Raw genomic sequence first — 20,948 nt, forward strand, 5'->3', positions numbered from 1 at the left:
ATATAAAAGCGTTTCTTTGTAATATTTATCTACACGAACAATGAATTTCCGGCGAAAAATGATATGAAATTTTACGTTACTATTTTACTTTTTACTCTTGGAATATCCGCTGTTTTTATCATTTTTTTTACGTTTTTATACAAATTTTTACCTTATTTGCGTTTTTTCCGAGATTTCTGACAAATTGATACTATGAAAAATTGTTTATGTTTATGAATTTAGATACAATAATGGTGTAGCGATTGTAAACGGTTTCATCATTTTGTATGTTTTTTCATTTTTCGATACTTTAATGGAGACATGTGATATACTTCTTTAAATCTTTGAGTAAAATAACTTTGATTTTTAAACCCGACATAAACTGCAATGTCAGAGACAGACATATTGGTTCGCACTAACAAGTCCCGCCCAACTTTAATGCGAGCTTTAATGATGTATTGTGATAAGGTAACGCCTAATTCCTCGCTAAAGATTCTAGATAAATAAGAAGGAGATAAATCAACCATCTCTGCTAAATATTGAAGCGTGAGTGGATGATCTAAATGTAAATCGATATACTGCAGAATTTTATTAACTTTTGGTGTGTGTTCGTACTGTTTCACTTTTTGAGCAATATCGGTGTATTCCATAGTTAACGCATGCATCACATCACTGAGTCCCTGCAAATTAACTACTTCATCTATTTCAGCAGCATATTTTTTAGAAATCTGATCGACTAGCAACAAGTTTGCGCCTGCTTTTTCGATTGCTTTACGTCCGAATGTATTTAAAATATAAGCTTTATATTTTGCGTTTAAAGCGTAATCATTTGAACGTTTCATACCAGCCACACTACTCATTAATTTTATCAGACAATTAAATACTGTTTCTTTATCACCATTTTCCATCGCAGTGATTAATTGATTCTCAACTTTATATCTTTCTTCTAATTCATTCAATGTGAATTCATATTGTTCTTGTGTCGCTGTATAACCTAGTTCTGTTGTATGCATCTTTAATGTAAATGGAATGACTTCATAATTCACATCTCGATTTTTAATAAAACGTACGGCTAATCGTGTCATTTTCAATGCGTCTCTACGATTACAAACCGGAATGCTCAATAAATATTGTTTCAAAGTAGCCATCTTTGATATTTTAATGCCCGCTTCTTGCAGCATTTCATGACTCTGTTTTTCAGTCGGTCGTTCATTTAAGAAAGGACCGATCATAATAAATTGTTTTTGTTTACGATACTTGAAGAAATAATAATGGACATTAAACGCATTGGTATAAAAGTAAATGTGCTGACTGCTCATCTCATTAATGTAAGTCTTTAAAGACTTACGTAATTGTTTACTTTCGTAATTCATAAACGGCGTTTTAATTTCATTTACAATTTGATTAATATGACGATTATCAAACACTTTTAATTCTAGCCCTAATAAGTACATTGCATGTGTTTTCAACATTTCAATTGTCTTATCATCCATATAAACACCTACTGACTTTATTTATAATGACGCCAAAAAGACGTAATGTCTGCTTTATCCTCTAAGTTGAATTGAATCATATCCTTTAATAAGTCATAGTCTATATCTTGCGTCCATTTAATACGGAATAAGTTTTCAGTATACGTATAGCCATTTGCGTCAAAACGGTCTATAAACGGCTTCATTCCTGCAGCTTCAGGATTTATAGAGAAATGTGCCTTTGCACGACTGAACCCGATAATATAGGTACCATGATGTGTATACATAGGTTGATTCCATTTAATGGCTTTTTCCAACTCAGGAAACGTTTCATCTACCCAGTTAAAAACAGTTGTTAAAATTTCCTTTTGTTTTGGATCCTCGATTTTATTTAAATACTCATTAAAATTTTCCATTGATTTCTCCCTTTATTTCGACTTACTTCCATTATATGAGACCATTCTCAAAAGGGCTATGAATGTATCTCTAAATTTCCATTAAAAAAGCATGACAGCGTAAGTCTATTTACTGTCATGCTTAAAGTAACTATGCTAATTCATCTTCTACTTCACCGTGTGAAGAAAGCAATCCAAATACATAGAATAAGACACCCATCGCAACGAGTGAAATAATTCCAGAAATCCATCCACCAGTCACATCGTGTAGTAAACCAATTAAGAATGGTCCGATTGCGGCGATGAAGTAACCGATGGATTGACCGAAGCCAGATAATGCGATACTGCCATCACTTGTACGTGCACGGATTGAGAAGAATGTCATACATAAACTAAATCCAGAACCCATACCAAAGCCGGCTAAAATCATACCGATAATTAATAGCGTGAATGATTGTGAGAAGAACAGTGCGAATCCGATAATAAAGAATGCGGAAACGATAGTCACTAATAGTTTTTGGTTCTTCATACGTGACGCTAAAATAGGGAAAATAAACGTCATCGGTACTTGTGCGAATTGGTTCAGCATCAATAAGTAGCCTGCTGTTGAAGCATCTACACCTCTATCTACTAAGATAGACGGTACCCATGCGACAACTGTATAGAAAATCATAGATTGGAAGCCCATCATGAATGCGACTGTCCATGCGAGTTTAGAACGACTGATTTTAAATAACTTTTTCTCTTCTTTAGCTGCTTGTTCAAGCATGGCTTTCTCTTGTTTCGTACCTGAAAGCATTTGCGGAACCCATAATATAATCGCAATAATCGCAAATACTAACCAAAAACCTAACGATAGACGATATGTACCCGCTTCAGATAACGGATAACTTAAGCCGCCGCCTAAACCTGCAGTGAAGTTCATTGTACCACTGTATAAGCCTGTCATTAGGCCGATTTGAAGCGGGAATTTCCATTTTACATAACTTGGCAGCACGACATTACCAAAGGCAATACCAATACCTAGCAACACTGTACCAAGGATGAAAATCGGGAATCCGCCAGAGACACGTACGATTAACGCAATAATGACTAAAATCGTAGATAAGAACACCGTCTTAGACATTGTCAGACGCGAGGATACTTTAGATACAAACGGTGATACAATACCAAAAATCAACAGCGGGATCGTTGTTAAGATACCTGCCACACTGTTATTTATTGATAAGGCATCTTTAATTTGATCAATAACCGGACCAACTGCTGTTAACGGTGCACGTAATGTTGATGCGACAAAGACCATCGCAAGAACAATCAACCACGAATCGCGCAATCTATGTTTTTGGAAGCGTTCATCCTGTACCATATGCTCACCCTTTCTCCATTTATTTAAGTTTATTTGAAAATAAAGAGAGAGGTAGGACAGAACCTAATCTCCCCACCTCATTGAATTAACTTTATTCTATGTCTTTCGTTTCATCAATGCAAGTACAGGTATAGAAGATTAACATACCTTACTATGCATCACGTCACTTATTTATTTAAAGTGATACGTGTACCTGCTTTACCTTCTAAAGCATCGACAGCGTCTGCTAATGAACAGATAATCGCTTCTTTACCTGTTTTCGCGAATTCAATCGCAGCTTGGATTTTCGGTAACATACTGCCTGCTGGGAATTGACCTTCCGCAACATATTGTTCCGCTTCCTCAACTGAGATGTTTTCTAATTTCGCTTCATTTTCTTTACCGTAGTTGATATAAACATTCGGTACGTCAGTTAACATAATGAACGTATCAGCGTTCACTTGTTCAGCTAATTTCAAGCCTGAACGGTCTTTATCAATAACCGCTTCTAAGCCATGAATTTTACCGTCATCGTCACGATATACAGGGATACCGCCACCGCCTGATGAAATGACAACTGTGTCTGTCATTAAGCGTTTAATCGCGTCTACACCGTTGATCACCATTGGTTCTGGTGAAGGTACAACACGACGATAGCCACGGCCAGCATCTTCAACCATAGTGAAACCTTGTTCTTGTTCCATACGTTTTGCTTCTTCTTCTGAGAAGAACACACCGATTGGTTTCGTTGGATTATCGAAAGCTGGATCATCTTTGCTGACTTCAACCATCGTTAAAAATGACACAACATTTGAATCGATACCGCGTTGGTATAAATCGTTTTTCAGTGCGCTTTCCATCATATAACCGATGAAACCTTGAGATTCAGCGTTACAAACATCAATCGGCATTGGTGAAACTTGGTCTTTAGCCGCTTCGTTTTGAACGATGATGTTACCTACTTGCGGTCCGTTACCGTGTGTCACAACAATTTTGTGTCCACTTTCTTTAATGTCGGCCATTTTGCTTGCCGCATTTTTTACGTTGTTATATTGATTTTCAAACGTTGTTTCTTGGCCAGGTTGTAAAATTGCGTTACCGCCAAGTGCTAAAACAACATATTTACCCATTCTTCTTTCACTCCTTCAATAAAGCTATAGACATACCATAAAGTGTGTCTTTACCTGATGATGAGCCTACTTGGAGAAGTTTTTCTAACGTCGACTTAGAGGCGTCTTCCATCAAATCAGTTAATTTAGAACTAAAAATACGTTTAACGGCATACTTTAAAAAGGTTTGGCTGACCAATGTCGTTAAAGGTTCATCCACCAGCTGTTCAATTTCTGTTAAATGCTGCGGCTGAATAAACGGTCTAATAAAGTGAACAAACAACATCCCGACTAACATATCATCGCCTGATGGCGTCAAACCTTGTCCTCGACCTATTAAATAGCGTAATTCAGTCTTCGCATCTCCATGTGGGTTTGACAATGCATCATAAATCGATTGCATTTTAGCAGGATTAAAGTCACCGTCAGCATATTCACAAAAATCAAATGCTTGGATACTCTCCTTTAATTGGTTCAAATGAATGACTTCAAAATTTTGACTCGCTTTAAATACATTCACATTGATATTCAGTTGTAGATTGCGATCAAACGCTAAAGCACGTGGATGTGCTTTTAACGTTTGACCCACCTGAATCGATTGTAGTAATCGATCTCTAGTGTATGCATCAACTACAACGCCAAATGGGAACATCCCATTTTCAGTGGTACCGATAAAGATGAGATTGTCATCTTTATCCACCACATTAAAACCTTTTTTAAAGCAACTGTGTACTTTAAGTTCTGTTGTATGATTCAAGATTCTGCTTGCACTTGCGCCAATGGCTTGTGCTGTGAGAATCATCCATTAAATCCTAATTTTTCAGCATAAGCTGTGATTGCTTTTTCGAAGCATTCGATTGGTGGATGCACTGTACCTGCACCAATTTGACCGAAGCCGGCAATTTTGTGTGCGATACCTGTGTTAATCACTGGTGTAATACCTTTTTCAACTACTAAGCGTGCATCGATACCTAAGCAAGCACCTTTGAAGTCCCAAGTCGGGATAGAGAAGTTAGGGTTCTCACCAATACAAATTTCAGTCATTTCGTCTGAAGTTGCTAAGGCATCTGCAAAGCCGCCGCTACCTACGAAACGTGTAACTGCAGGTGCTGCGATCATTGCCATACCGCCGACACCGATTGTTTCAGTGATTGCTGAGTCACCGATATCAGGGTTAGCATCGTCTGATGAATAACCTGTGAAATATAAACCTTGTGGTGTATTTACAGGTGCTGTGAACCATTCGTCACCCATACCAGCGATACGGATACCGAAGTTTTCACCGTTACGGCACATTGCTGTAACGATTGTACCGTGTTGAATTTCACGAGCTGCGTCCATCATTGCTTTACCTGTTGCCATCGCAACGTTTAAGAAGAATTGGTCAGTGTCTGCTAAGAACTGAATAACTTCTGTACGTTTTTCTGGTTCAACATCTTCTAATTCAGAGATGATTGGCGCAACTTCTTTTAAGAATGCAAGTGAAGCTGCAATGTTACGTTGGTGGAATTCGTCTCCCATTGCGATTGCTTTCGCAATTAAAACGTTAACGTTTAAGCCGTCTTCCATTTGACGAACAGCTTTACCTAATACTGGACCTAATACGTCTTTCATCCAGTGTAGACGGTTAACAACTGTTTCATTGTAAGCACCGAAACGTAATACTGCGCCGATACCTTCGTTCATTTGGCAATAAGCTTCGTTGCCGCTTTCTCTGTTTTCAACAACCAATACAGGCATGTTCATTGAAGTGATACCGCCCATTGGTCCTACTGCATTCACGTGATGACAAGGAATGAATTCGATTTTATCGTTTTCTAGTAATTCACGTGCAGCATCTTCATCATTTGCCCATTCTTCGAATAAGATTGCACCGATACATGCACCTTTCATTGGATCAGTCATGTTTTCATATTTAATCGGTGGACCTGCATGTAGTAAAACATGCTCTTTCAATTCAGGAATTTTATCTTTCGCAGGTACCACGTCAACTAGGAATGGTGCTGCTGCGATCATTTTATCTATGACAGCTTGGTTTGCTTCATCAATTGTTTGGTAACCCATTATACAGACTCTCCTTCATAGTTGTTTAAGAATTGTAATACTTTCATTAGTTTTTCGTCTCCGCCAGCAACTGGTCTCCAGTTGAATTGCACAACGTCTGCGCCGCTTTCATCAATTGCAGTCGCAAAGCTTTTTAGTCCAACGTTGATAACGCTTGGAGTTGTGTTGATTAATTGAAGAATCTTATCGTCTACAGATAAGTCAACTGAAGTTGCGTCGAATGACTCTTCTTTCAATTCTGGTTGTTCAGCTTTATGACCTGTTAATTCGATTGCTGAACGTACCATTTGATCGTTTGTTTCGCAGATTTGTGCACCTGCTTCTTCTAATGTTTTGATTTGTTGTTCATAGTTTTGTGGATCGTGTTCTGTACCAACAACAGTTGCTAATACAGCAATGTCACGACCATTTGCTTTTGCTTCGCTGATGATATCTTCGATAGCTGGTGCTAATTGACCTGCCATATCATCATGGCTGCCGTAACCGATTACGTTATCTAACATGATTACTGCAGTGTTTTCATCATTTGCAGCTTCTTGTAATTTTTCGATACGTTTACCTGGGTCGATCATTGGGTGAGGACGACCTTGTGTATACATGTCATCACCTAAGTCAATGATTTCATGGTTGCCAGCTTTGTAAGTGAAACCTTCTGTAGTTTCATCTTTTAAGCCGTCGAACGCATCTTTTACAAGCATTGCTGCTTCGCTTGCTAATGTACCACCTGAGTAGTAACCTTTGATGCCGTCTTGGCCATCTTTCAATGTTGCTTTGATTTCTTTTGTTGCTGGTTTGAATTCAGGTTTTTCACCATTAGAAAGTTGAACTGATACGCGTGCAGCTTCTTCTAACGTATATGCATGGTAAATGTTTGCTTCAGTGTATTCTGGTTTGTGACCTAAGAATAATGTCACAACTGGTTTGTCGATATTACGAAGCAAGTTCAATACTTTTTCTTCTACTTCTTTAGCTGGTGGTTTTGAAACAACTGTAATGACTTTAACAGCTGGATCTTGTGCTAACGCTTTGATACTGTCCATCATTGTAATTGCGCCGACTTCTGTTGATAAGTCACGGCCGCCTGTACCGATTGCGTTAGTTACACCTTTACCTTCACGGTCAACAATTGTAGTGACCTCTTGGATACCAGTACCTGAAGCACCTAAGATACCAATGTCACCTTTGTTAACGATGTTAGTGAAAGCTAATGGTAATGAATGGATAATACCTGTACCACAGTCAGGACCCATTACAAGTAAACCTTTGTCATGTGCCATTTCTTTCAAACGTACTTCATCATCTTTAGGTACGTTGTCACTGAACATGAATACATGCAAGTTGTTTCTTAATGCAGTTTCAGCTTCCATAGCCGCATATTGACCAGGCACTGAAATTAACGCAAGGTTAGGGTTAGTAGCTTTATCTAACGCTTGGTTCCAGTTAGAAACTTCTTGTGTTGATTCAGCTTTATCGTCTTCCGCTTTACCTTTTAATTCATCTTCAACTTGTTGATTCACTTCATCAACCATTGATTCATCATCTGTATCGATCATGATAACAATGTCATTTGGTTTTGCTTCATCTAGTTCAGGTGAATCGAAGCCTGAAGCTCTGAAGATGTCTTTGTTTGCGGGTGTACCCATCATAATTGATACTTTATTAACGCCGTCCATTGCTGATAATTTGTTTGATAACAACATCAATACAATAGAGTCTTGATACGTATTCTCTTTAATGATTGTATATAACATAATAGTCCTCCATTATTATTCTGCAAATCTGTTTTTACCGTGATAACGGTCATAATGCACATCATCTGACTTCAAGTAGTCATAGATGTCATCTACAATTTCAATACCATCTTTGTCATAGCGTTCACTACGTAAACGTCCACGTTCACCTGGGTAGTAAACTTCGCCATAACCTTTCGCAGCTGGTTGTGCTTTCAACTCATCAATCATTGTTGAAAGTTGTTGTTTGAACTGTTTAGGGTCAGTGAAGTAAGCCGGGTTAATTACAACGTGTAATTGGCCTAAATCTCTGCCTTTTGTTAAATCTTTGTACATAGATGACACGTGGCCGCCAAATGGTAAACCAAGCAAGCTACCTGATAAAATGTCTACCATCATCATCAAGCCGTAACCTTTAGGTCCTGCAACAGGTACTAAAGCGTGTACTGCTCTTGAATCTGTAGTAGGTTCACCGTTTTCATCTACTGCCCATGTATCTGGGATAGATTGGCCTTTTGAACGTGCATCTAACACTTTGCCCCATGCTTGTACAGTTGTTGCCATATCAAATGTGATCACACGATCATCATTTGTCGGCGCACTGAAAGCGATCGGGTTCGTACCGAAATATGGTTCAGTGCCGCCGAATGGTACAACCATTGGGTCAGATTGACACATACTGATGCCGACCATATCTTGGTCTGCTGCCATTTCAACGAAATAGCCTAACGCACCACTGTGGCTGATGTTTTTCACACCCACAACTGCGATACCATTTTCTTTCGCCATTTCAATCGCTTTGTCCATAGCTTGTTTTGCTGCTTGGTGTCCTGGGCCATTGTCGCCGTGGAACACTGCAGAAGATGGACCTGTTTTTTCAAACTCGTAATTCGGATGAGCATTAATACCACCCTTGGCAATACGCTCTGCGTAATATTCAACACGTACTGCACCATGAGAATGAATCCCGCGATGGTCTGCGAATGTTAAAACATCTGAGACGTCAGCAGCTGCATCTTCTTGCAAACCTGCTTTCATCAATTTATTTTTCATTAACTCATAAAGTTCTTTTTTTGTAACACGCATCACTAAAACCCTCCTGACTTTTTTGAAGATTCTTGCAATTTATTAGTCTGCAAAACTAAATAAAGAGCGGTGCCGGTGCAATGACCAGCACCGCTCATTCAATTGAATTAGTAAACTTGTTCTGACTTCATGTAATCATAGATAGATTGTGGAATTGGAATACCTGTTTCGTCGTATTTTGCTTCCACATCTTCTTGAATTTCACCTGGATAGTAGACTTGGTCAAAGCCTTTTGCAGGATCGATGTCATGAAGTTCTTGAACCATTTGTTCCATTTGTGATAAGAATTGTTCCTCGTCACCGAAGTAACTTGGATTGATTACTAAATGGAATTGGCCCAGACGACGGTACGCACTGTAATCTTCATACATTGAAGACACATGCTGACCAAATGGTAAGCCAAGCAAGCTGCCTGATAGAATATCTACCATCATCATCAAGCCGTAACCTTTCGGTCCAGCTGCAGGCAACAATGCACTGACTTTATAAGGGTCTGTCGTCGGTTCACCTTTATCATCCACTGCCCAAGTATCTGGGATTGAATGATATTTTGAACGTGCGTCTAAGATTTTACCCCACGCTTGTACAGTTGTAGCCATATCAAAGACAATAGGCTTGCCGTCTTTACGAGGTGCACCAAATGCAATCGGGTTCGTACCGAAGTAAGGTTTTGTTCCTCCGAACGGTACAACCATCGGATCTGATTGGCAGACACTTAATGACACTAAACCATGTTTACCAGCCATTTGTGTGTAGTAACCAATCGCACCGCTGTGTCCCATTTCTTTGACACCTACTGCAGCAATACCGTTTTCTTTCGCCATTTGAATCGCTTCTTCCATCGCATGGTAAGCTGCGTAATGACCCACTGTATTATCTGCGTGATAAATACCTGTAGATTTGCCTGTTTTTTCAAATTTAATTTCTGGTTCTAAGTTGAATCCGCCTTTTGCTGTACGTTCTGCATAGTAGCGCAAGCGCACGGCACCATGTGAATGGATACCACGTGCGTCTGCGAATACCATCAGCTCAGCGACTTTGTCTGCATACTTGTCAGGCATGCCTGCAAGCATAAGCTTTTCTTTAAATAATTGGCGTAACTCATCATAGCCAACATAAACTAAATTCTCTTCACTCATGATTTAGAAACCCTCTCTTATAGTTCGATGTCACGGTTAGCATCTTTAGAGTAGATATATGCGAATGGTTCTTCTAAGCCGATAGCATAAGTTGCTTGTGGAGCATAAGCACCCATGAAGATATAGTCACCTTTGTCTACTGGTAACCATTCGTTGTCTAGGTTGTACATACCGCGACCGCTTAATACGTAAGCACCGTGTTCTTGTACGTGTGTTTCAACATAACCATGTGAAGCACCTGGTTCGAATGATAAGATGTGAATATTCATGTCATATGCGATATCTTTTGGTAATAAGTCTTGAACTAATACTTCTTTCATACCTTCATATGGTTCTGCTTTAAGGTCATTAACATTGCCTGTCACAACTTCTGGTTTGTGACCTTCAAGTGGTTGGTAACGTTTTTTGTATAAGAATACGCGGCTGTCTTCGTTATTGTTGTTGTTTTCGAATTTCATCACTTGATCAGCTGGTACGTATAAGTAACCACCTTGTGATAATTCGTATTTTTCATCGCCAGCATACGCATTGATGTTTCCGTATACAACATAGATGAATGTTTGGATACCGTCTCCGCCGAAGCCTTGAGTGTTGCCGCCTTGGTCTTTCAATGTAACTAGGTAGTCAACGAAACGTGCACCTAAACGTGGTGAACCTAAAATAGTAACGTCGCAATCTTCGAATCCTGGTACTACGTTATTTACTAAACCGTCTGGAACGATAACTGCGTAATTGTCTTTTTTGATAACTGCTCTTGTTTCTAATAAACCTTCTCTATAACCTTGATTGTGATTTAAGTAACCCATTATTAAAAACTCCTTTACATTAATTATTCTTTGTAAGCTAATTCATATAAAACGTCTTTTAATACTTCGATTCCTTTTACTAAGTCTTCGATGTTTGTTTCTTCTTCAACGTTATGACTGATGCCATTGATAGATGGCGTGAACAACATTGCTGTCGGAACAAATTTCGCAAAGATTTGCGAATCGTGTCCGGCACCTGATGCCATGACTTTATATTGTTCTTTACCCACTATTTGGTCAGCTGATTTTTCGATTCTATCTACTAAACCTTTGTCCATTAATACTGGGGCTTCGTCCATCCATAAATCAATATCGTACTCTAAGCCTTCTGACTCAGATACTGATTTGATTGTTTCTGTGATTTCGTCAGCGAATTGATTCAATGCGTCTTGGTCAATATGACGTGTATCAATACTGAAGACAATTTCACCTGGAACTACGTTAACTGTGTTCGGTACAGGATCAACACGGCCGAAAGTCAGTACTAACGGATCGCCGATTTCTCTAGCGCGTTGTGTTAATTTAGAAGCAATCTCACTAAATCCTACAACTGCGTCTTTTCTTAAGCCCATCGGTGTTGTACCTGCGTGGTTCGCTTCACCTTTTAATGTAACTGTGTAACGTTTTTGGCCGACAATCCCATTCACTACACCAATTGCTTTGTTTTCAGTTTCAAGCACTTTCCCCTGCTCGATATGCACTTCAACAAAGGCTTTGATGTCATCGTGGTTTTGGTCTTGTTTTCTGTAGTCAAAGCCAGAGTCTCTCATCGCATCTTCAAAACGCACACCTTCTGCGTCTGCAATCTCTTCAACTTCTGATTTGTCTACAAGATTGAAGTAGTTTTTACTGCCCCAGAATGCGAATGGGAAACGGCTGCCTTCTTCTTCAGCTAAGGCAAGGACTTCTAGAGAACGAAGCGGTTGGCCGTGTTCTTCTTTAAGTGCCTTCATTGCTGTCACAGCAGCTAAGATTCCGTATTGACCGTCTAAATGACCGCCTTCAACGACTGTGTCAATATGAGAACCTGAAACAATTTTTTCATCTGGATATTTACTGCCTTCTAAACGACCTGTTAAGTTGCCGATGTCGTCGAAAGTTGCGTCAAATCCAGCTGATTCTAATGTTTCTTTTAAAGCATGCACGGCTTGCTGCCATTCATCTGAATAAAGCAAGCGTGTAATTCCTCCGCCAATCAAACCGCCATATGCGGTAAACTGCTTATCTAAAGCTTCAAAAGAGGAACGGATGTTCATATTCAACAACTCCTTTTCATCTCATCATCTATTATAAATGTTTACTTTTGTTACTACATCCACAATTCCGACAATTAACATCCTCGTATTTATTCATTTTGTACAAATACGATAGATATAAGATTTGCGATAATTATTTTGGGTAAATATGAACAATTTAAAGCAATCTAACATAACCAAAGGAGGTTCTTTTGTTGTCAGAAACAAAACACATCACAACCCAAGGCCAATTTCAGTTAACGCAACTCATTACACCCGCTCAAAATGAACCTAAAGGTATCATTCTTTACTTTCATGGTGGCGGCTTAATTTTCGGTCAACCTGATGATTTACCACAGGCCTACGTTGATTTGTTAACTGAAGATTTCACAATAATTTCAGCAGATTATCGTTTAGCACCTGAAAGCAATATCGATACGATTATGAATGATGCATTAACACAATTCGACGATGTCAAAGCTAATCATCCTGACTTGCCGATTTTCTTATTCGGTCGTTCAGCAGGATCATTCTTATCTTTAATCATTGCTTCTAAACGCGATGTCCAAGGTATTCTTGATTTCTATGGTTATAGCCGTTTCCACGTACCGCAATTCTTACGTGCGAATCCACAATACAAAGCCATGTCTCAACAAATCACACCAGAACTGTTAAATAATATGATTCAAACAGAACCTTTAACACAAGGTGATTTACAGACACGTTATCTCATTTACCTTTATGCACGCGGACAAAACGAATGGCTGAAGTTACTAGGCATTCAACAATCTACAGATGCTGCCTATAATATTGCGCCTAAAACACTTAAAGCATTTCCACCTACGTTTATTGTGCATGGTAAACAAGATCCAGATGTGCCTTTCGGTGAAGCCCAACATTTAGACCGTAATATTCCAGAAACTAAATTCATCGCTTTCGATAACAAAGATCACGATTTCGATCGCGAAGTGAATGACTTTAATTTAGATATCTACCAACAAGCTAAAACATTCTTATTAAATCTTGTTTAAATGCGACAAAAGACCTCCGAACTGAAATGGTTCGGAGGCCTTTTTTATATTAATGCTGTGATACAGCATGCATACTTATTTGAATTTAACCAAGACTTAGATAAATTCACCACGGAAGTCATTAGAAACACCGTCTTCAAGACTGTAAGTTTCTTCACCGCGTAAAATTGTTTTCGCAACTTGTGCGTTGATTGTACGACCTACATATGGGCTTAGTTTATTGCGGTATTCTAAATCTTCAGCTTGTAATGTGTATGAAGATTCTGGTTTGATGAAGACGAAGTCTGCATCTTTACCAACTGTGATACTACCTTTATTGTCTAAGCCGAAACGTTTTGCAGGTTCAGTCGCAATAATTTCAGCGAAACGTTTAAGTGATAAGTCGCGTTTTTGAACACCTTCGTCGAATAAGATATCCACGTTATTTTGGATACCTGCGATACCGCCCCAAGCTTCAAATGCGTTGTCAGTATCTTTTAAGTCAGGTGTACTTGGTGAGTGGTCAGATGTTACGAAGTTGATGTCACCATTGATAACACGTTCCCACATACCTGGTAAGCGTGATTCTTCACGGATTGGTGGTGAACATTTAACAACTGGACCAATGTCATCTAATTCTTCTTTGTAGAAGTATAGATAGTGTGTACAAGTTTCACATGTTACGTCTACACCTTCTTGTTGTGCTTTAATAACTTCATCCACGCCTTCTTCACATGCAACGTGTACGATGTGTAAACGGCAGCCAGTTTCTTTTGCGAATAAAATCAATTTGCGGATAGGTTCAACTTCTGTGAATACAGGTCTTGAATCTACGTAAGCTGCCAATGATTTTTCGCCGTTTTTATAAGCGATTTCGCCTAAACGGTCTGTAATATCAGCGTTTTCTGCGTGTACAGATAAGATTTTACCTGTTTTCGCAATTTGTTTCATACCTTCGTAAAGTGAATAGTCATCTACGTTTTCGAAGTCGCCATCGATTGAACGGTCACCACAAGTAGCTAAGAACGCTTTGTAAGCCACAACGCCTTCTTCGTCTAATTCTTGGATACCACCATCTAAGTTATAAGGCACTAAACCGCCATAACTTGCAACGTCAGCTGATAATTTGCCTTTACCTGCATCAAATTTTTCTTGGATTGATGCTCTATCAGTTGTTGCTGGTACTTGGTTTAAAGGCATTTCAACGATTGTAGTAACGCCGCCTTTTGCAGCACCTTTCAATCCTGTTTCGTAGCCTTCCCACTCGTCACGGTAGCCGCCGCCTGGTTCTGTAATATGCACGTGTGCATCTACCATACCTGGTGCAACGACTTGTCCTTTTGCATCGATAACTTTTTCTGCGTCACCTAAGTCATGACCAATTGCTGCGATTTTTCCGTCTTTAACAGCTACTTCTACTTCTTGTTCGCCTTCGTCTAAAATGACACGACCATTTTTAATCAATAAATCATATTTCATTAGCTTTCTCTCCTTTATCCTTTCTAAATTTCTTTTCTAACACGTATAAAATGATGTAAGAAATGCCTGCGATGAAAAATCCGATAAACCATGAGAAGTCAGAAATGACTTGGAATTTCGGAATGAAACCTAATAGTGAAACAACAACACCAAGAATTGTAGCCACATAAGCAGAGAAGTTAAATCTTAATCCGCCATGATTTGGATTATTTGTATCAAAATACAATCTCTCGATGTCGACTTTACATCTGTTGATTAAGTAGAAATGTACGATTAATACACCTGCAACCGGTCCTAAAATTGCACCGATCATATTTAAGAAAACGAAAATACTATCTTCATTTTCCATTAATTTCCAAGGCATAATCAGAACACTCACAACAGAAGCTAAAATTACACCACGACGATAGTTAATCAACTTCGGCATCAATACACTTAATTGATATGCTGCTGGAATGATATTACTTGTCGCGTTCGTTGAAATTGTAGTCATCAATAATACACCTGTGGCGATTAAAATCGTCCAGATATTATCCCAGTTATTGATAATTGTTAAGATATTCCATTCTTGGTGACCTAAGAAGATAGAACCACCAATAATGATGAACACACTACTGAATGCGAATAATAAGTGTGCAACAACAATACCTGAAACTTGTCCTACAATTTGTGCACGTGTTGAAACTGCTTTTTGTGTAAAGTCAGAAACACTTGCTCCAGGTCCAGCCCAAACACCCATCATTGAGTTGAAAATTAGGATGAATGATAAAATAGCTGGATAAATAATACCACTTGATTTTGTTGTGATTTCATAATGCATGATGTTGTCCCAGCCGCCGGCAACCATGAAGCCCCAGATTGCCATACCGCCGAATACAATGTAAATTAACGGGTTTAAAACTGCAGTGAATTTATTTAGTGTCTCACCGCCGCCGATACCAATCGCAAAGTTAATAGCCCAGAATACTAAAAATGCGATTAAACCAGGTATCGTGATGCCTAAAATTGTCGTTCCATTACCAAAATGCTCGAACCCCGGGAAGATCTTAATAAGCAAAATGAGTAATGCCTGTGAGCCTGCGAAGGTTTGTAATCCGAACCAACCAATACCCGCAATTACACCACGTAACACACCAGGAAGTTTTGCCCCGATGTCACCATACGTTTGACGTAACTGCATGGCAAATGGAATGCCGTATTTAGAACCAGCATAACCGTTAACCGCAAGTAATGTCGCAATAATAAATGAACTGAAGATCAATGCGAAAATTACTTGTAACGGCGAAAGCCCTAGTAGCAAAAATCCGCCTACGGCAGTATAGTTAGGAATGTTATGGACAGCACCCATCCAAAGGGTGAAGAAGTTGAATGTTGATATATTTCTTTGGCTGTCTGTTTTAGGCATAACATCCTTGTTATAGCCTCTGCGTTCGAAGAAAGCCGCATCATGAATGCCGCTTTGCGCTTGCCCCTGTTTCGTCATTTCTATATCTCCTTTGAGTTGGAATAAATATGACTATACGTATAATCTTTACTTAAAATTTTACAGTTACTGGAAGCGTTTTTCTTTGTGCAGTTTGACAGTAATTTTTTATAAAATTATCGATTTCGAACAAATTCTGCCATTTCATGTTAAAATTTATTTCAGTAGATGCGTTACAATAACAAGAGCATATAGTATTCAAAAACTTATAATGACGATTACATAGAGTGTTTGAAGGCGTTTAAATACTACTCATTTAAATAAACATATAGAATTAATAAGTAAATTCACTTGTATAAAGAGAAACCATTGTAATAACATCTGAAATTCAACATACCAACTTTAAGGAAGGTGATTAAATGCCGACGTTGCAAAACATACTCGCTGCTCCGAGCTTTGCCGGGTTGAAACTCATTAACGAAAATGGGGATTTAAAAAGAGAAGTTCGCCACTTAGACATCACAGAAAATATTGATATTAAAGACTACACTGCTAAAGAGTCATTTATACTCACGACGGGGTTATTATTTCGGGATAATCAAGCAGGCTTGAAACAAATGATTAAAGAATTAAATGATATTGATACCGCGGGGTTAGGTATTAAAACGTCTCGTTATTTAAAACATATCAATCAAGAAGTGATTGATTACGCAAACGAATTAGAATTTCCATTGATAGAAATCTCTGAAGAGTGGAATTTAGGGGAAATCACAAGACAAATTTCAACTTATATTTCAGATGAACAAACAGCTAAATTAAACTACGCTTTGAATATTCAAGAAGAACTGAACGATATGCTGATTAAAGGTTTCGGTGTCGAAACAATGATAGAAAGAATGAGCCGTATTTTAGGCGTACCCGTTCTGTTATTCAATCCATTCTATATGGTTGATTCTCAAAGCTGGCATTACCAACAGAATAATTTGTTGAAACAACAACATATCCGTTACTTTTTAGAATACTTACGTTCAGAAAACGCTAATACAATTACTCGCAATCAAACGAAGTTCACTAATGACGTGGCGATTTTCAAAGTACAAGCCTATGCTTATTTCCCATATTATTTAATGGTGTCAGATATCAATAAGCTGTCTTATCCTTTCAGTTTATTAACGATTGAACAAATTGTCTCAACATTGAGCTTTGCGATATATAAAAATAAAAAGATTGAAGAAGCTGAACACTCAGATATCAATCGTTTCTTTGAATCCCTGATTACGAATCGTTCTGATCAATCTTTATCTGTTCATAATCATCCGATTTTATTTGAACAATACGGTATTTACCCTTCCGATTATTATCAAGTCATTATCTGTGCCATTGACCCAATGGATAATTTAGAAAACAGTCAATACGTTGAAGAGCGTTATCAATTCGTTTACACATGGCTCATACACAAACTCACAGATTTAGATTCACGTATCAGTGTTTACAGTATGCCAAGTAATCGCAGATTTGCGATTTTACTACAATCTAAACATGAGTATTATTTAAATTACTTAAAACATATTCAACAAGAATACCATGAGTTCTTCGACAGCAGTATTTCATTCGGGATTGGTAATAGAGTCACAGAATTCTCTCAATTATCAACGTCCTTTATGGAAGCGAACGAAGCTTATGAAAGCGGCTTAGATAAAGCACGTAAAGCATTCATGAACTTCTATCAATCAAAGAGTATGAAAGAACTCTTACAGCTGTTGCCACCAAGTAAATTGAAACCTTTCATTCAACATACTTTAGGTGACCTAGCCTATCCTAAAACGAAAAAGGATGAAGAGTTAAAAGATACGCTTAAAATGTACATGGATTATCAATGTGATATTACCAAAACTGCGAAGAAAATGTTCATTCACCGTAACACTGTAAAATATCGAATTAAAAATTGTGAAGAAATATTAGGTTGCACGGTTGAAGATCCGTTCAACTCACTAAATATCCGTCTCGCATTATATGCATCAGAAGAAATACTCTTCGATCAATAATAACGTTATAACTATCTATCAATCATTAATCAAACAGGGGGAGCTCCATGAATTTAGATACTGTCATGTCTCATTTAGACACTTTTAATAACTATGGTTTTAATACAGAAACAGGCGGCACAAACCGCATTGCCTTTCGTCACGCTGAACGCTTAGCCGCATTGAAATTCTCAATGTTGTGCCAAGAAGCGGGATTAGATGTCCGCTTCGACTACTTCGGCAACGTCATCGCAAGAAGAGAAGGTAAGCAACCTAACTTACCGCCTGTCATGATTGGATCACATATCGATACCGTAAAAGATGGCGGACGTTACGACGGCTTACTTGGTGTTGTAGCTGCATTACAACTTATGCTGCATTTAAACGAACACCAAATTGAAACAGATCATCCGATTGAAATCGTCGCATTTACAGCAGAAGAATCTGCACGTTTCAACACTGCGACACTCGGCAGTAAATACATTACAGGCAACTTGTCTCAAGACGATATGAAAGAAATTAAAGATAATGAAGGCAAAACGCTATTCCAATTGGTCGACACTTTAAAACAAAGCTTGCCTTCAGAACAAGATTTCTATCATCAAGGAGATTTAAAGGCCTTCTTAGAACTGCATATCGAACAAGGACCTATCTTACAAAACAAACACAAAGACATTGGGATTGTGACACATATCGCAGCACCTCACCGTTTTAAAGTTAAATTAACAGGTGAAACAAGTCATTCCGGATCAACACCTATGCCAATGCGTTATGACGCTTTAACTGCCGCATCAGAAATCATCTTACAAGTTGAAGCCATCGCACAACATTACCATAAAGCAGGTGTCGTTGCGACAGTCGGTCATTTAGATGCCTTCCCTAATATCATGAATGCTATCCCTGGCGATGTAACATTATTGATTGATATTCGAGGTAAAGAATTAGAATCACGTGAACAAGTTGCGACTGAGGTACAACAAGCCATTTCAGAGATTACAAAACGTCGTAATATACAAGCTGAGGTTAAAGACTTAGGACAAGATATGCCTGTGGGTCTGAATGCAGAAATTGCCCAAATTACTAAACAAGTGTGCGAACAACATGACTACAGTTACCGTTTCATGTTCAGCGGTGCCGGTCATGATTCCATGAACATGGCATTAATCTGCCCTACCAGCATGTTATTCATTCCATGTAAAGACGGTATCAGCCACTCACCTAAAGAGTCTGTTGAACCAGAAGAAATTGAAAAAGGTATTCAAACACTTATCGATACAGTGATTGAAGTGGCAAAAGCAGACGTCAAACTACAATAAAAACACCAAACTGAATATTAAACAGTTAAAACAAACCCGAGAGAAAAATTCATGTTTCCTCTCGGGTTTTATGTATAATAAAATAATAAATAGCAAACAACTTTCCATCTCCATCAGAAGTCAGTCATAATTACATAACTATAAGAGGAGCACACAACATCTATGAATATTGGAAAACAACTCGTCCGCTTAAGTCAATTACACGGTTATAGTTACAAAGCTTTAGCTAAACACTTAAATATAAGTGAATACCAATTAAGACAATGCGAGAATAAGCATGCACCTTTTGATTTCAATCTGACTTTAACTTTAAGTCAATTTTTCAAAGTAAGAACCAGTTATCTAACAGCCGAACATACAGTCTTTTCTAGAACCAATACAGTACAACGCGGCCATGTTTCTATAAGCAACTATAACTTTCATACACACACCCAGCAATTTTACCAATCCATATATCTAGCGAACTTTGTAGAATTCCAATCAAGATTCGTCAAATCACCTTTTAAACAGATTTTAGACATCACGGCTGAAATAGAGCTTCTTTACGATCAAGCTAATAGCCAAATCGATTTTATTAAAAACGCTGCTGAAAAAGCACGCACATTACTTATAAAAGAACCGTCGAACCTAAGGTTGCTATTCATGTTAGAAAAAGCAGGTTTATGTATATGCGAGTCAAATATCAATAACGAAGCGAAACCTTTCAGTTTTTGGTCTGAAAAAGGTATGCCTTATATTGTTCTAAACCACAACAATGATTTTGCGGTAAAAAGCGTGTTTGATGTTGCGCATGAATTAGGTCATTTACTGTTACATAAGCATATTCAATTTGATTTACTCACGTATAAAGAATTTCAAGATATAGAACGTGAAGCAAATATCTTCGCCGCTTCATTCCTATTGCCTGAACAAGCATTTAAGGAAGACATGAAGAAGGTATCTAACTTGTCTAATCCAGATGATTACACACCATTAAAACAGAAGTGGTATGTATCTATCAAAGCCATGGGTCAGCGTGCTTATGAGTTAGGATTACTCACATTTGAAGAATATATTGCTTTTTGTCATGCGATTCATGAAAAGCAATATGAAGCGGTTGAACCTTTAGATGATACACTGGCTCGCAGACATCCAATTAAAATAACCGCTCATTTAGAATACATGTTTGTAAGAAAACTCATTACACCGCAAAAATTGTTAGACATCTTAAAAGTAGAACCTGAATTTTTAACACAGTTAGCCAATATCAATCAAAGCTTATTTGATAAATTCACTAAAAAAGAACCTAAAGAAATTTTAAAATACGATTTCATAGACACTACTGATGACCGTTAAA

Annotated in this window: 17 protein-coding genes; 4 read left to right on the forward strand and 13 right to left on the reverse strand. The window is 38.2% G+C overall.

The features are described 5' to 3' along the window. Positions 1–257: 257 nt before the first annotated feature. The 11 genes from KRR19_RS03435 to allC form a co-directional block, all read right to left on the reverse strand. Complete coding sequence (locus KRR19_RS03435) at positions 258–1,472, reverse strand: helix-turn-helix domain-containing protein (RefSeq protein ID WP_002479891.1); 1,215 nt, start codon at positions 1,470–1,472, stop codon at positions 258–260. A 17-nt stretch (positions 1,473–1,489) separates the two neighbouring features. Beyond that, entirely contained in the window at positions 1,490–1,867 is a 378-nt protein-coding gene (locus KRR19_RS03440) for an iron chaperone (protein ID WP_002479892.1), read from the reverse strand. A 130-nt stretch (positions 1,868–1,997) separates the two neighbouring features. Next, positions 1,998–3,212: a CynX/NimT family MFS transporter gene (locus tag KRR19_RS03445; protein WP_002479893.1), complete on the reverse strand. Its 1,215-nt coding sequence runs from the start codon at positions 3,210–3,212 to the stop codon at positions 1,998–2,000. Positions 3,213–3,379: 167 nt separating this feature from the next. Next, positions 3,380–4,321: a carbamate kinase gene (gene arcC, locus KRR19_RS03450; protein ID WP_002479894.1), complete on the reverse strand. Its 942-nt coding sequence runs from the start codon at positions 4,319–4,321 to the stop codon at positions 3,380–3,382. A gap of 7 nt (positions 4,322–4,328) precedes the next feature. Beyond that, positions 4,329–5,102 carry an oxamate carbamoyltransferase subunit AllH family protein gene (locus tag KRR19_RS03455; RefSeq protein WP_002479895.1) on the reverse strand — a complete coding sequence of 258 codons (774 nt, stop codon included), beginning with the start codon at positions 5,100–5,102 and terminating at the stop codon, positions 4,329–4,331. After that, positions 5,099–6,364: a YlbE family protein gene (locus KRR19_RS03460; protein ID WP_002479896.1), complete on the reverse strand. Its 1,266-nt coding sequence runs from the start codon at positions 6,362–6,364 to the stop codon at positions 5,099–5,101. Before KRR19_RS03460 ends, KRR19_RS03455 begins: the two co-directional genes overlap by 4 nt. Next, the gene (locus KRR19_RS03465) at positions 6,364–8,115 is read right to left on the reverse strand and encodes an acyl-CoA synthetase FdrA (RefSeq protein WP_216733442.1); all 1,752 of its coding nucleotides are present in this window, start codon (positions 8,113–8,115) and stop codon (positions 6,364–6,366) included. Before KRR19_RS03465 ends, KRR19_RS03460 begins: the two co-directional genes overlap by 1 nt. 15 nt (positions 8,116–8,130) lie before the next feature. After that, entirely contained in the window at positions 8,131–9,180 is a 1,050-nt protein-coding gene (gene allD / locus KRR19_RS03470; protein WP_002479898.1) for an ureidoglycolate dehydrogenase, read from the reverse strand. A 107-nt stretch (positions 9,181–9,287) separates the two neighbouring features. Beyond that, the gene (allD, locus tag KRR19_RS03475) at positions 9,288–10,319 is read right to left on the reverse strand and encodes an ureidoglycolate dehydrogenase (RefSeq protein ID WP_002479899.1); all 1,032 of its coding nucleotides are present in this window, start codon (positions 10,317–10,319) and stop codon (positions 9,288–9,290) included. A 17-nt stretch (positions 10,320–10,336) separates the two neighbouring features. After that, the gene (gene allE / locus KRR19_RS03480; RefSeq protein ID WP_002479900.1) at positions 10,337–11,125 is read right to left on the reverse strand and encodes a (S)-ureidoglycine aminohydrolase; all 789 of its coding nucleotides are present in this window, start codon (positions 11,123–11,125) and stop codon (positions 10,337–10,339) included. Between the two features lie 23 nt (positions 11,126–11,148). Then, complete coding sequence (gene allC, locus KRR19_RS03485) at positions 11,149–12,381, reverse strand: allantoate deiminase (RefSeq protein ID WP_002479901.1); 1,233 nt, start codon at positions 12,379–12,381, stop codon at positions 11,149–11,151. 194 nt (positions 12,382–12,575) lie between these two features. On the opposite strand from allC, the gene KRR19_RS03490 reads away from it, so the two are divergent. Beyond that, on the forward strand, positions 12,576–13,391 hold the full coding sequence (locus KRR19_RS03490) for an alpha/beta hydrolase (protein WP_253901105.1): 816 nt from the start codon (positions 12,576–12,578) through the stop codon (positions 13,389–13,391). A gap of 96 nt (positions 13,392–13,487) precedes the next feature. Here KRR19_RS03490 and allB read toward each other — a convergent pair whose 3' ends face one another. Further along, positions 13,488–14,849 carry an allantoinase AllB gene (allB, locus tag KRR19_RS03495; protein ID WP_070684322.1) on the reverse strand — a complete coding sequence of 454 codons (1,362 nt, stop codon included), beginning with the start codon at positions 14,847–14,849 and terminating at the stop codon, positions 13,488–13,490. Beyond that, the gene (gene allW / locus KRR19_RS03500) at positions 14,839–16,332 is read right to left on the reverse strand and encodes an allantoin permease (protein ID WP_002479904.1); all 1,494 of its coding nucleotides are present in this window, start codon (positions 16,330–16,332) and stop codon (positions 14,839–14,841) included. Before allW ends, allB begins: the two co-directional genes overlap by 11 nt. A gap of 359 nt (positions 16,333–16,691) precedes the next feature. Between allW and KRR19_RS03505 the strand changes: the two genes are divergently transcribed. The 3 genes from KRR19_RS03505 to KRR19_RS03515 all read left to right on the forward strand — a co-directional run bounded on the left by KRR19_RS03505 (position 16,692) and on the right by KRR19_RS03515 (position 20,947). Continuing rightward, positions 16,692–18,317 (forward strand): PucR family transcriptional regulator, encoded by a 1,626-nt coding sequence (locus KRR19_RS03505; protein ID WP_070684320.1) that lies wholly within the window; start codon positions 16,692–16,694, stop codon positions 18,315–18,317. Positions 18,318–18,364: 47 nt separating this feature from the next. Then, positions 18,365–19,612 carry a Zn-dependent hydrolase gene (locus tag KRR19_RS03510; RefSeq protein ID WP_002479906.1) on the forward strand — a complete coding sequence of 416 codons (1,248 nt, stop codon included), beginning with the start codon at positions 18,365–18,367 and terminating at the stop codon, positions 19,610–19,612. Between the two features lie 162 nt (positions 19,613–19,774). Beyond that, positions 19,775–20,947, forward strand: coding sequence for an ImmA/IrrE family metallo-endopeptidase (locus KRR19_RS03515; RefSeq protein WP_002479907.1), 1,173 nt, complete (start codon positions 19,775–19,777; stop codon positions 20,945–20,947). The last annotated feature ends 1 nt before the right edge of the window (position 20,948 follow it).

Origin of the sequence: Staphylococcus sp. CWZ226 (assembly GCF_018986355.1) — a bacterium.
In the GTDB taxonomy this organism is placed as follows: Bacteria; Bacillota; Bacilli; order Staphylococcales; family Staphylococcaceae; genus Staphylococcus; species Staphylococcus simulans.

Coding starts and splice junctions, on each gene's coding strand:
- KRR19_RS03465 (WP_216733442.1), bottom strand. CDS start 8,115: ATGTTATATACAATCATTAAAGAGAATACGTATCAAGACTCTATTGTA.
- KRR19_RS03455 (WP_002479895.1), bottom strand. CDS start 5,102: ATGATTCTCACAGCACAAGCCATTGGCGCAAGTGCAAGCAGAATCTTG.
- KRR19_RS03435 (WP_002479891.1), bottom strand. CDS start 1,472: ATGGATGATAAGACAATTGAAATGTTGAAAACACATGCAATGTACTTA.
- allB (WP_070684322.1), bottom strand. CDS start 14,849: ATGAAATATGATTTATTGATTAAAAATGGTCGTGTCATTTTAGACGAA.
- allE (WP_002479900.1), bottom strand. CDS start 11,125: ATGGGTTACTTAAATCACAATCAAGGTTATAGAGAAGGTTTATTAGAA.
- allD (WP_002479898.1), bottom strand. CDS start 9,180: ATGCGTGTTACAAAAAAAGAACTTTATGAGTTAATGAAAAATAAATTG.
- allC (WP_002479901.1), bottom strand. CDS start 12,381: ATGAACATCCGTTCCTCTTTTGAAGCTTTAGATAAGCAGTTTACCGCA.
- arcC (WP_002479894.1), bottom strand. CDS start 4,321: ATGGGTAAATATGTTGTTTTAGCACTTGGCGGTAACGCAATTTTACAA.
- KRR19_RS03515 (WP_002479907.1), top strand. CDS start 19,775: ATGAATATTGGAAAACAACTCGTCCGCTTAAGTCAATTACACGGTTAT.
- KRR19_RS03445 (WP_002479893.1), bottom strand. CDS start 3,212: ATGGTACAGGATGAACGCTTCCAAAAACATAGATTGCGCGATTCGTGG.
- allW (WP_002479904.1), bottom strand. CDS start 16,332: ATGACGAAACAGGGGCAAGCGCAAAGCGGCATTCATGATGCGGCTTTC.
- KRR19_RS03505 (WP_070684320.1), top strand. CDS start 16,692: ATGCCGACGTTGCAAAACATACTCGCTGCTCCGAGCTTTGCCGGGTTG.
- KRR19_RS03440 (WP_002479892.1), bottom strand. CDS start 1,867: ATGGAAAATTTTAATGAGTATTTAAATAAAATCGAGGATCCAAAACAA.
- KRR19_RS03510 (WP_002479906.1), top strand. CDS start 18,365: ATGAATTTAGATACTGTCATGTCTCATTTAGACACTTTTAATAACTAT.
- KRR19_RS03460 (WP_002479896.1), bottom strand. CDS start 6,364: ATGGGTTACCAAACAATTGATGAAGCAAACCAAGCTGTCATAGATAAA.
- allD (WP_002479899.1), bottom strand. CDS start 10,319: ATGAGTGAAGAGAATTTAGTTTATGTTGGCTATGATGAGTTACGCCAA.